This window comes from Tissierellales bacterium (genome assembly GCA_035301805.1).
Lineage (GTDB): Bacteria > Bacillota > Clostridia > Tissierellales > DATGTQ01 > DATGTQ01.
On the sequence record DATGTQ010000205.1, the window covers coordinates 1 to 11,023 of the forward strand.

General features: G+C 30.7%; 17 protein-coding genes. All 17 read right to left on the reverse strand.

Going from position 1 to position 11,023, the window contains the following annotated elements:
* The coding region (locus VK071_10680; GenBank protein HLR35774.1) for a hypothetical protein at window positions 1–614 on the reverse strand (614 nt) is incomplete at its 3' end.
* A 1-nt stretch (window position 615) separates the two neighbouring features.
* Window positions 616–1,086, reverse strand: a complete 471-nt coding sequence (locus tag VK071_10685) for a sigma-70 family RNA polymerase sigma factor (GenBank protein HLR35775.1) — start codon at window positions 1,084–1,086, stop codon at window positions 616–618.
* Window positions 1,087–1,433: 347 nt separating this feature from the next.
* Window positions 1,434–2,126, reverse strand: coding sequence for a Cache 3/Cache 2 fusion domain-containing protein (locus tag VK071_10690; GenBank protein HLR35776.1), 693 nt, complete (start codon window positions 2,124–2,126; stop codon window positions 1,434–1,436).
* Between the two features lie 65 nt (window positions 2,127–2,191).
* The gene (locus VK071_10695; GenBank protein ID HLR35777.1) at window positions 2,192–2,572 is read right to left on the reverse strand and encodes a hypothetical protein; all 381 of its coding nucleotides are present in this window, start codon (window positions 2,570–2,572) and stop codon (window positions 2,192–2,194) included.
* Between the two features lie 10 nt (window positions 2,573–2,582).
* A complete protein-coding gene (locus tag VK071_10700) occupies window positions 2,583–3,146 on the reverse strand; it encodes a hypothetical protein (protein ID HLR35778.1) in 564 nt (187 codons plus the stop codon).
* A 569-nt stretch (window positions 3,147–3,715) separates the two neighbouring features.
* Window positions 3,716–3,970: a DUF3368 domain-containing protein gene (locus VK071_10705; GenBank protein ID HLR35779.1), complete on the reverse strand. Its 255-nt coding sequence runs from the start codon at window positions 3,968–3,970 to the stop codon at window positions 3,716–3,718.
* 340 nt (window positions 3,971–4,310) lie between these two features.
* Window positions 4,311–4,472 carry a hypothetical protein gene (locus tag VK071_10710; protein HLR35780.1) on the reverse strand — a complete coding sequence of 54 codons (162 nt, stop codon included), beginning with the start codon at window positions 4,470–4,472 and terminating at the stop codon, window positions 4,311–4,313.
* A 138-nt stretch (window positions 4,473–4,610) separates the two neighbouring features.
* On the reverse strand, window positions 4,611–4,802 hold the full coding sequence (locus VK071_10715) for a YwbE family protein (GenBank protein HLR35781.1): 192 nt from the start codon (window positions 4,800–4,802) through the stop codon (window positions 4,611–4,613).
* A gap of 128 nt (window positions 4,803–4,930) precedes the next feature.
* On the reverse strand, window positions 4,931–5,416 hold the full coding sequence (locus VK071_10720) for a hypothetical protein (protein HLR35782.1): 486 nt from the start codon (window positions 5,414–5,416) through the stop codon (window positions 4,931–4,933).
* 72 nt (window positions 5,417–5,488) lie between these two features.
* The gene (locus VK071_10725; GenBank protein HLR35783.1) at window positions 5,489–6,001 is read right to left on the reverse strand and encodes a hypothetical protein; all 513 of its coding nucleotides are present in this window, start codon (window positions 5,999–6,001) and stop codon (window positions 5,489–5,491) included.
* A gap of 26 nt (window positions 6,002–6,027) precedes the next feature.
* Window positions 6,028–6,384 carry a hypothetical protein gene (locus tag VK071_10730; GenBank protein ID HLR35784.1) on the reverse strand — a complete coding sequence of 119 codons (357 nt, stop codon included), beginning with the start codon at window positions 6,382–6,384 and terminating at the stop codon, window positions 6,028–6,030.
* Window position 6,385: 1 nt separating this feature from the next.
* Window positions 6,386–6,604 carry a hypothetical protein gene (locus VK071_10735; protein HLR35785.1) on the reverse strand — a complete coding sequence of 73 codons (219 nt, stop codon included), beginning with the start codon at window positions 6,602–6,604 and terminating at the stop codon, window positions 6,386–6,388.
* Window positions 6,605–6,708: 104 nt separating this feature from the next.
* Window positions 6,709–7,074: a hypothetical protein gene (locus VK071_10740; GenBank protein ID HLR35786.1), complete on the reverse strand. Its 366-nt coding sequence runs from the start codon at window positions 7,072–7,074 to the stop codon at window positions 6,709–6,711.
* A gap of 193 nt (window positions 7,075–7,267) precedes the next feature.
* Complete coding sequence (locus tag VK071_10745; protein ID HLR35787.1) at window positions 7,268–8,026, reverse strand: methyltransferase domain-containing protein; 759 nt, start codon at window positions 8,024–8,026, stop codon at window positions 7,268–7,270.
* 242 nt (window positions 8,027–8,268) lie between these two features.
* Window positions 8,269–8,517 (reverse strand): hypothetical protein, encoded by a 249-nt coding sequence (locus VK071_10750; GenBank protein ID HLR35788.1) that lies wholly within the window; start codon window positions 8,515–8,517, stop codon window positions 8,269–8,271.
* A 177-nt stretch (window positions 8,518–8,694) separates the two neighbouring features.
* A complete protein-coding gene (locus tag VK071_10755; protein ID HLR35789.1) occupies window positions 8,695–9,225 on the reverse strand; it encodes a 2'-5' RNA ligase family protein in 531 nt (176 codons plus the stop codon).
* Between the two features lie 229 nt (window positions 9,226–9,454).
* Window positions 9,455–10,831 carry a 23S rRNA (uracil(1939)-C(5))-methyltransferase RlmD gene (rlmD, locus tag VK071_10760; protein HLR35790.1) on the reverse strand — a complete coding sequence of 459 codons (1,377 nt, stop codon included), beginning with the start codon at window positions 10,829–10,831 and terminating at the stop codon, window positions 9,455–9,457.
* Window positions 10,832–11,023 lie beyond the last annotated feature (192 nt).

An 11,023-nucleotide genomic window follows, 5' to 3' on the forward strand; every position in this document is an offset into this window, starting at 1 on the left:
ACGGCTTCTTCTAATAGGCCTTCAGCTATAATAGCTTTTCTTGTAATAAAAGTAGCCCCTATATCTTTTAGCAAGGCTATATCCAAATCTTTGTCCGGAATAACCACCTTACTTTTTACATAGTATTTTTCACCCTTTGCCCTTAAAATAAAGGTTTTATCCATAGTTAACCTACTCTTCAATTTGATAGCATCCCCAGGATAGGAGTCTATGCTTCCTTTTACCTTGATAATAGGTAGTTTATCCTTTATATCAGATGGATAAGAAGCTGAACCATTTACCTGGATAAAAATAATTTTATCCAATACTTCTTGGGATTTTGTCTCTATACTTAAACTTCCATTTACAATTAATACTATGGGTTTTGAAAATATAGTACCATTAGTAATTTTATATGAACCATTTTGTACCATAATCTCTGCATCTTTTAGAACCTCAGTCACCTCTGCTGTGTTCATGGTTACATTATATCCTGCCATAAGTTCCTTGCTTTCCCTAGATACTAGTATAGTAGCTGCATTTATGCTTATCTCCCTATAAGCATCAAGTGTTGTTTCTGAAACATTTCTTGCATCGCAAATAGCCGAATTAATTATTAATTTTTTCTTTTCCACACTAATCACCTTTCCCTTTCTCCATAAAATATATTTTAGATATTTTCCTTCTTGCAGAAGCTAATCTTGACCTTATGGTTGATGGGGATAAATCAAATATTTTCCCAAGTTCAACAGAGGAATATCCCTCTATATATCTCATCCAAAACAAGGTCCTTTCATGGTCTGGTAGTCCAGCACACAGTTGACCTACTAAAATTTGGCTTAAATCGTCTTCCCTAAATAATTCTTCCTCTACCCTTGGTTGATTTGCTATGCGCCTTACCCTATCAATAAAGATATTTTTAGCAGTTCTATATAACCAAGACCTGCATTGGCCTTCAGTTAAATTATTAAGAATATGGGCATTTTCCAAAGCCTTCATAAAAGTCTCCTGGGCTATGTCTTCTGCAATAGAAGTATTATTTCTGGAGAGATTGATACAGTACCACAAAAGTTCATTATAATAATCTGTATATAATTTATCTATCAATCTACCCCTCCTTTTTATCCTTCTATCTATTAAACGAATGGGAAGTGAAAAGTGTTGACTTTATTTTAAATTATATTAATTATATGTTTCCATATTATTGGAGCCAATCTTCAGTTAAAACTTAATATTACTAATAAAAAGTATTAAGTGTTTTTATATACCTATAGAAAAATTTTCAGGCTTACCTTTTATTTATAATAAGCAAGCCTGAAAATATAGTGAATAAAAATATAACACATAATCAGATTAAACTATTAAAATTAAGAATTAAAGAAAGAGGATTGCTAAAAATATAAAATCACAATAGCCTAAAAATTCAAAGGGAAATCTATTAGATAATGGTGATTTCATTTTGTACCCGTATCACTCATTTTTGTACCTACCAATGATGCACCTACTAAAGCAATTAAAGAACCTAGCGATATAGCCCTTAGTACAATAATTAATATATTGATTTTGCTCATCTTTACATCATGTACTTTTGTAATATTATCTAATGTTTCCATTGGCATACCAACGAATAAAAGTCCTATTACATTGCTATTTTGATCCTTTATAGGTTGATAGGCTGTATAATAGTTATCTCCTAATATTTCAGCTTCTCCTATATATAAATGACCGTTTATTACGGTGTTATAGGCATTATGGTCGGGTCCTAGAAATGTGCCTATTGCCCTTTCATTTTCATCAGACATAATATTTGTCGAAATTCTTTGGAAATCATCATTCACTTTAACAAAAATAGTAGACTTATCCCCCAAGTCCTCTAAAACAGTATCAACAACCCCAAATCTGCCTTTTATACTATTGCCATCACTATCTAGCAGGGTTCCATCTCCTTGTGTTAGGGTGCCATAAGAGTTGTTAATATATTTCATGGTTAAATTTATATTATTTTCAACATGCTTTTTTAATAGCTGATCTTTGATATTATTTATATCCTTTGTAGTATTTGAAAACCCTAATAGCCCCACAATCATACTAGCCAATAATGCTATCATCCCACAGTATGCTATTAATTTTGTTCTGCTGATTTTCATAAACTACCTCCTCCACCTTAACCCCTCCTATTAGTACTTTATATAATAAAAATATATCTATTTAATTATTCATCTATACCTACAAATACCTTTTTAAATCCTAACCACGCAAAACATGATATAGCGGCTATTGTGCCTAGCCTTCCCCCTATACCAGTATATGCACTATTGGCGGCTATAAATAGTATTCCTGTCATTAAGGATATTACAGCCATTTCTAAAAGATTTAGTGCATTCTCCACAGAAATCATTCCTGCATAGGATGAACAGGCTGCAGCCGTTGCTAATACTCCACCCATTTCAGGAAAAAAGTAAGGTAGCATAAGCCCCGAAACTAAGGTTATAATAGCAGAGGCCATAACTGCACCTTTTTTTAAAATATTGGATATTAAATAGGTTGCCATACCTGCAAGTACTGATACTATTAAAATAATAATTTCTTCCACAGAATACCTCCTAGCTAAAAATCTTTATTATAGCCCTAGTAATTATTGTGGACAAAGCTGCCGTAGTTCCACCTTTTCCACCAATACCCTCATAAATTTCCGCAGTAGTCAAAAAAACCAATCCTACTATAAGGCTTCCCAAGGTAGCTGCTGCCATAGAGGGTATTACTGCCAAGGAGCTCATGCCAACAAAGGATGATGTATATACTATACCAGCTAAATAATTTGGAAGAAATGTGGCGGCCATGACACCTACTAAGCCATTAGCGATAACTGCTCCATAGCCCATTTTGTGATTTATAAACCATGTTAGGGTAACCCCTATAAATGAACATATTAAAACATATAAACTTGTTTTCTTAACTTTCGTTCTCATCGCTCTTTCCATCAATTTTCTAAAATGGTCTACTAGGCTAGTGGCAAAGAAGCATCCAAAAATTATTAAAATTTCTGTCTTATAAAAATTATCTTCGTTAATTGCTGTTGAAACAATTAAGCCCCCCCCTGTTGCAATAAAGGCTATTAATCCTAGCATTTTCCAAACGTTTTCCCTATTAAATAATCTTTTTTTCATTTTGTTATTATCAAAGATTTATAATCTTTAATAATTCCCCCCTTTAAAAGATCCAATTAGCTCATAAGCTTTCTAAAAACTACTTGTTAGTATAGATTAATACTAGCCTTACTAGATTAATGTTCTAACTTTTACTATATCATATCTTATATACAATAGAAACAATACTACTGAATTTACCCTACTTCTACTCTAGGGAAATAATCTTCTACAATTTCATTTGGTATTTTAAAATTCAATATTTTTATCGATATATTATTGTTCGGAATTTAATTGTCATATTTAGTATAGCCTATCTATGTTTTCTATCTAATACTCCAATTCACCGTTTCAGCTTTAGTATTATATAAAAGGATTTCTACATAATTTCTCTTTGTAGTAACGCTATAGTCTCCACATGCCTTGAGAGTACAATAATGATGTCATGGAGTGACATTATCCCCCTGGTGGAAGTGTATATTACAGAATTATAAACAACAAAGCCTTCAAAATGAATTAGCACCTTGAAGGCTTTGCTCATTACAATTTGTTCAATAGTTTTTTCTTACAAAACAATGAAAACTATTCATTTACTGCCCTAAAATATCCTGGTATAATTTTTTGATAATTCTAATCTCATCTTTTATAAGTTTATCTAATAAGGGTTTTAATTCCTTGACTAACCCATGCTGCTTTGCTTCAACTAATATTCCTAGAGTACCAGTTGCATTTAGCCCTATATCTTTAGCTATTCTTCTTGCTTTTCTCTCATCTATAATAATCAAGTCTGCATCAATACTATTTGCTAAAACTATTGCTTCGCTTTCACCTAGATCTAATTTCAATTGTTTTTGCAAAAGAGACACCGATAAATTTTCTTTTACTATTTTTGTTTGAAAAAAGGTTATTTATTATCAATTTGATATTCTCTTCACAGATTAAATCTAAGTCTTCCATATCTGGTTCAGCTGGGTCTCATTCATCGCCAAACCTTTTTAGAAATTCATGAAATAATTCTAATTGTAACCATTTATTCTTGTAAACTGCAAGCAAAGTTCCTGCTAATCGATTTACCATATATTTATTTAATGTTTTCTGATTTTAAAAGTCTATTTTTAGAATCATTATTTAAATCTCTAAAAAGTTCATTATCATAGGAGGTAAAGTCATCAATAATTTTATTTCTTATTGAAATATCATATTTGCTGCGTTTATATCTAACTTGATTTTTGTAACACCATACATTTCAGCAATAGCTTGATCTGACAAGTTTTTTTCATAATATAAATGTTTCAATTCCATTTTATTAATATCTGTCCATTGCTTTAATTTCATTTTATCATCCATTAATTATAAACCACCTTTCTGGGCAACATAATCATAAAGTAAATCCAAGTACTGCCTATAATAAGTCTCTGAACATGATAGAACCTAACATTCTTTAATGTATTTAAATAACCTTCCCAAGATTAAAATCCCAAAATCTTATAGTATTTCCTTTACCCTACCTACAGTACCATTATTCAGCATTACCTTTACTCCATGGTGGTGTTTTGGTGAATTGGTAAGTATCTTTTTTACAGTTCCTTCTGTTAGTTTTCCAGTCTTTTGATCTCGTTTTTGAACGACTAAGACTGATGAGCCTATTTTAATATTATCTCTTTTTGTTCCATCCATTTTGATTTTCTCCATTCTCTAATTTGAATTTTATCTTAATATCATTTTTATTATATCATTGTTTGAAATTTATTTGTCCTCTTTAGTATAACCTACCCACTTATCTCCCTTTGTTCAAAACCCTCACCCTAACCATCTGAAGCCTGTCCGATTATATAATCCTTTATTTTCTCAAGCTCATTTTTATTCAAATCTTCATTTAATGTGAGTACTGCTACACCCATCAACTCATCTTCTACCATTTCTACTGAGAATCCATATTTGGCTACCTTGGCATTGACACTATCATGCCCATCGTAGTAATGCATAAAGCCTCTATTGTTCTCATCAGGTAACTTATCCCTTTCTATGGTATCAAGAATTTCATCAATATATTCAACTATCTCATAGTTACCTAACTCCAAAGGTTCATTTAGTGTTTCCCTATAATCATAATGATTTTCTATTTCATAGGTTGTAACAGTTAGGGGCATATATAATTTCAATATCTTTTGTTCTTTTATTTCATCTATCTTCATACCAAGATTTTCTGATAGGAACTTTGACATATTTTGATTGTATCCGCGATAGATAATATATCCCTTATCTGTGAAACCTCCAGTTTCATTTGTCATTTTTGCCTGCCCATATCTTTTAAAATCAATATAATCTTCTAAGTTATGGTCATATTTAAAATGTCCTGAATCTCAAATCATATGCCTTCCATAACTCTCTGCATCTTTTATTCCATCAAAGATCTCAAATTCATACATGGAATTTGCTAGCAATAAAACTTCATCAATTGTTTTTGGATTTACATAGTCCATAAGTCTTTCAAAATATTCTACACCTTCCTTAATTTCCATAAATTTCTTTGATACTTTATTTAATGTATCTAGCCTTTCTACTATACTGTCACTATCAGGGATCATTTCTAATACCTTATTAGGCAAGTTATAAATATCAATATTAAGCTTGCAGTCCTGAATATAAGATACTCCTAATCTCATTAGAGCCTTTTCTATTTCAATATCAGAAGAGGGAAGATATATGAATTCACTTTGATTCTTTGCCTTTAATTCAAGAGTTGCCATTGATTCTTTCCACCATAGGGGGGGGAATTGTTTTCCTTTATATACTTGCTCAGGTTCATTTGAATTTTTATATAGGACACCATAGGGAGTTACCCTAGCAGTCTTATTATTTTTTATTACATCCATAGCATAAGCTTCTCCATCTAGTTCCTCTAGTTTTTACTAGCTACTGCCATCTTCTCAGTTAAATATAGATCTTTCCCCAGCTTATTAAAGTCACTAAAGTTATTTATTAGGCTATAGCAATGTAAATTAAAACTTAAGTTTATTAAATCTACCATGGACTTAGTTTCTTCCACAAAGGATGCTGCATAGAACTTTTCTATCTCCCTTGGACCAAGGCCATCAAATCTTTTCACTAGATAATTTAGTTCATCTATATTTACATTTTTATTAGCCATTATATTTGAAAATCTTTCATCCCTACTGCTTTCTATATAGCAGTTTGGCTTTGTTGTCATTTCTATTCCTAGTTCATTACACACTTCTTCTAGTTCTTCTTCCTCCATTCTATTTAGTAATTAAAAATAACCCTGCACCATATCTATTGATTAGGGCAGAGTTAATTATTACTTTAAATATATAATCATCTATTAATTCCCTATCTGCCAGCTCATTAATCCTTATACACTCCTTCCCAGTTGATAGGGTCTTGGCAGTTTGATATAGAGCATAGCCACCAGTATCTATATCTCGAAGACATATTTCTTTTAAACCAAATCCATCCAACTTTATTAAATGTTTTGAAAGCTTCCATAAACTTTCATCGGCAGTAAGTAAAAATAGAATAGCAATAAATCTTGATGATATATCATGGATATTTAGATCTCGTTCTAGAAGATAATTATATAATCTTTCCTTGTGCTGGTGATTAAAAACACTTCTCCTTTAAAATTTTTACTTAGTTCCTTTAATCTATCCCTTAAGAATTTGTTTTTTATCTTTCCAAAGCAATCCATTACTAAATCCTTGTATCTTTTCTTATCCACATTGACTTTGAAATTTAAATCATTATATCCACAGTTCTTGCAACTATCATCAACATTAATCACACTAAGCTTACAATCTCTATCACCCCCTTGACAGTTAAAATAATTATTAATGACTATACCACTTCTCCTTGATTGAAAATTAGGCACCATAACCATTAACTGCTCTATTCCTTCCAAGGATGTACCATACATAAATAACTTTGACATTTCTCTCAATCCTTTCTTTCTGTTTTTGGGCATAAAAAAATGGCGAAGTTTATTTGGTCTTGATTGACCTAAACTTCGCCATTTTTATTTTATTATTTGGTTTTAGTTTTACACTTTTGTAAATATTATTTATATTTCTTATTACCTATTAGTTGCAGATAATAGAGAAAGTATGTCTTAATTTAACCTTATATTATTTACGATTTCTACAAACTATAATAAATCTATGTTCGATGCTTTCAAAGTATCCTTTAGCTTTTATTTCTTCATTCAACTCGCATAATTCCTTAAAACAACTATCTACAGAAAAATTTGGAAATTCCCACTCAATGATTTTAGCAAAATAAACTATTGCACCTACATCTTTAAAACGCAGGAATGGAAAAAATTCTTGCGCATAAAAAGTCTCAAACCCGTTTTTTTCTACTTCTTTTAGTCTTGTATCTAATGTATTCTCTGGAAAACTAGAACTAAAATCCTTTAACAGAGCCTTAGATAAAGTTTCGTTATTCTTTCCACCCACTTGCTGTGTAATAAAAATGCCATCGGGTTTTAATATTCTTTTTACCTCTTCAACATTAAAAGATTCATGTCTATTAATAATCATATCGAAAGTATCATTTTCAAATGGTAACTCTTTGTCATCAAATACTTGCTTTACTTCAATTCCAAGGGGTTCTAATTTTTCTTTGCATAGTTTAACATTTGGTTCCCACATTTCTGTAACTGATACATTCCTATAGGGGTGGTTTAAAGTTAATAAAAATTCTCCTCCACCGGTTCCCATATCAAGCAATTTATGATTTGATTTTAAATATTCTTTTAATATCTCCTTATAATCCCATGGTAATTTCTCATCATACCATCTATTTTTTAAATGAGAAAAATCCCATCCTTTGAATGCATTTCTTTCTTCTTCTCTCCAAAGTTCTTTTAATTTATCATAGTCCATAACTATCCCTCTTTTCTCATTTTATTTGTTAGAAAATTGGTACAGTTAACTATGCTGATAGTATATTAAAACAAGCCTTGGCACAATCTACTATCAGATATTATAACTGCACCAAGGAGTTAATTCGTTTTTTTCCCATTTCGAGATTTCACCCACTTTCAAATGATATTTGATGTATTATTCATAACTATAACTGTAACATATTTTATAAATGATGTGTCATATAGGCTATAAACTCATGACTAAATATCCCTCATTTTCTTTTTTATTAAGAGTTTGATAATAATTGCAATAAATATAATCAAAGCAATGGCTAATCCATATATTATAACGGTTGTATACCAAGGTATTGATTGGAGTTCATATAAATCAGGATGTTTTGTAAAATCAAGATTTTTAAATACAGAATATTTATATATGAAATGGGCTATAAATACGCCAATAAGTGAACCAATCAAAATATTTAAAAAATTATTTAATCTTTCGAGCATATTGTTCCCCTCTTTCTACCCTTATCTTTCTACTGCATATTCATCCACTAATGTTTATCTATAGTATCTAATTCCTTTATCACTTATGGTTTTTATTATTAATTCTTTATAAATACCTTTTAGATTTTCTCTTATGTAGATAAAAAAATATAAATGTTGCTACTTAATAATTTTTAATTATTTTCCTGAAAGTTTAACAGTATATAGCCTGTTCAAAGGAATTTTATCAACCATGTAGATTGAAATTGTATCAAGTATGAATTGATCCGATAACTTAGTTCCCATAATTTCTTCTACTTCTTTATCAGTTATAGGCGTTCTACTTCTTAAGGTACAATGTGGCTTATATGGAAATCTATTAGGCTTAAATTTAATACCAGATTTTATTATTTCTTCGTGTAACAATCTAAATCTCTCTTCGTTCTTTAGGGTAAATACAAATAAGTCTGTACCACGAAACCTTAAAACTTCTTTAAATGAAGCAAGTATTGGACTTGTGTTCATTGCTATGTTTTTTATCGTATTAAAAACTACCTCTTTATCTTGTCCAGGTTCAATTACCCCAACACCACTTGACCCAGCCACAGTTATTTCAGCCGGTAATGAGGCCCTCAGTGTATCTTTATGATAGTTTCTAATATCATATATTTTTTCTTTTACTGGACTTGGTAAATCAAGAACTATATATGATTCATGTTGAAAATCCATTTAATACCCCCCTTATCTTTTAACTTTATTTCGATATAACTTATTCTATAGTATATAATTCCCTTATCAATATATCAATCAAATATAACCATTTCCTCCCCAAATATCCCCAATCATCCAATGTCATCTGTCAAATGCACTATTTTAAAGGGTCAAAAAATGGTGTTTTTTAGCCGATTTTTGACCCAATTTTCGTACTCAAACCACTACATGTTGTGGCTGATTCCTGTTATTCTTTGTCCGAACCACAATATGTCATCAGAATTGCTGCTTCAACGTGAGGTGTTCTCGGGAACATATCCATTAACTTAACCTTATTAACCCTATATCCTCTTCTTTCAAATTCTTTTAGATCTCTTACTAAAGTTACAGGGTTGCAGGAAATATAGACAAACTTATCTGGGTTAAAATCAATTATTTTCCCTATAGCTTTAGGATTTATCCCATCCCTTGGCGGATCTATTATAATTAAATCTGGTTTTTCTTTTAAATTGTCTACTTCCTTTAATACATCTCCTGCTATAAACTCTACATTGTCTAATCTGTTTAGCTTTGCATTTTCCTTTGCCATTTCTACTGCCTCTTCAACTATTTCTATACCTATTACCTTTTTAGCTAGTGGAGCCATTATAATCGAAATAGTTCCTGTTCCTGAATATAAGTCAAATACTACCTTATCATCAACATCTCCTGCAAATTCTCTAGCTATTGAATATAACTTTTCTGCTCCAAAAGTATTTGTTTGGAAGAAAGAAAAAGGAGATATTTTAAACTTTAATCCTAGTATTTCTTCTATTAAATATTCTCTTCCATACAGCACTTCTAACCTATCTACATTAACAGCATCTGCTAGATTATCATTAATAGTATGAAGAAAACCAGTTATTTTTCCTTCTAATTCTAAAGTCTTTAATTTTTCTATTAATTCTTCTAAATCTAATTCCCCTTGAGAACTAGTCACTAAATTTACTAATATTTCTCCTGTTGATAGTGCTTTTCTGACTACTAAATGTCTTAAAATACCTTCATGTCGTTTCTTATGATAATGAGGAATTTCTTTTTCCTTAAAGTATTCTATAACTTCATTTCTAATCCTTCTAAAATCTTCATCTACAATATTACAGTGCTTTACTCCTACTATTTCATAAAATTTACCTCTCGCATGAAGTCCTAATGATAATTTTCCATCTTCATCACCAAAGGTAAATTCCATTTTATTTCTATATTCATTTTCTCTAGGACTTGGTTCTATACCTAGAAACTCTATATCTAGTAAATTCTCTTCATTAAATAATTCCATAACTAATTCTTCTTTAATCTTTAACTCTTTAGAGTAATCTAAGGTCTGATACATACACCCTCCACATCTATCAGAATGAGGACATCTTGATGTTTCTTCTATAGGTGACCTTTTTATTACTTCTAGTATTTTCCCTTGATAATAATCTTTTCTTCTCCGAGTAATCATTACTTTAACAATTTGTCCTACTATTCCACCTTTAACTATAACTTTATTTTCTTTATATCTACCTACACCTTTATTTGGAAATATAACTTCTTCAATTTCCATTTCAAATATAGGTCTTTTTCTTCTCCTTCTTGCCATATTTACCTCCTCGTATAATAAAGTCATAGTTTAAAAACTATATTTTCTTTACTATCTCACACTTCTTGTGAGATAATAATTGTACAGATAGAGGTCGTAGTTAACCTCCTTGAAGCGTTGTCTTCCTTATTTAGGGTTACGCCTCTTCTTTACATCCATATGCGAATGAGCTGGATAGTACCTAGTTACTGA

Bases quoted from the DNA above. Each gene is read 5' to 3' on its own strand.
- VK071_10745 (HLR35787.1), bottom strand. From the start codon at position 8,026: ATGGACTATGATAAATTAAAAGAACTTTGGAGAGAAGAAGAAAGAAAT.
- rlmD (HLR35790.1), bottom strand. From the start codon at position 10,831: ATGGCAAGAAGGAGAAGAAAAAGACCTATATTTGAAATGGAAATTGAA.
- VK071_10710 (HLR35780.1), bottom strand. From the start codon at position 4,472: ATGGATGATAAAATGAAATTAAAGCAATGGACAGATATTAATAAAATG.
- VK071_10750 (HLR35788.1), bottom strand. From the start codon at position 8,517: ATGCTCGAAAGATTAAATAATTTTTTAAATATTTTGATTGGTTCACTT.
- VK071_10690 (HLR35776.1), bottom strand. From the start codon at position 2,126: ATGAAAATCAGCAGAACAAAATTAATAGCATACTGTGGGATGATAGCA.
- VK071_10730 (HLR35784.1), bottom strand. From the start codon at position 6,384: ATGGAGGAAGAAGAACTAGAAGAAGTGTGTAATGAACTAGGAATAGAA.
- VK071_10720 (HLR35782.1), bottom strand. From the start codon at position 5,416: ATGACAAATGAAACTGGAGGTTTCACAGATAAGGGATATATTATCTAT.
- VK071_10725 (HLR35783.1), bottom strand. From the start codon at position 6,001: ATGGATGTAATAAAAAATAATAAGACTGCTAGGGTAACTCCCTATGGT.
- VK071_10700 (HLR35778.1), bottom strand. From the start codon at position 3,146: ATGAAAAAAAGATTATTTAATAGGGAAAACGTTTGGAAAATGCTAGGA.
- VK071_10715 (HLR35781.1), bottom strand. From the start codon at position 4,802: ATGGATGGAACAAAAAGAGATAATATTAAAATAGGCTCATCAGTCTTA.
- VK071_10755 (HLR35789.1), bottom strand. From the start codon at position 9,225: ATGGATTTTCAACATGAATCATATATAGTTCTTGATTTACCAAGTCCA.
- VK071_10740 (HLR35786.1), bottom strand. From the start codon at position 7,074: ATGTCAAAGTTATTTATGTATGGTACATCCTTGGAAGGAATAGAGCAG.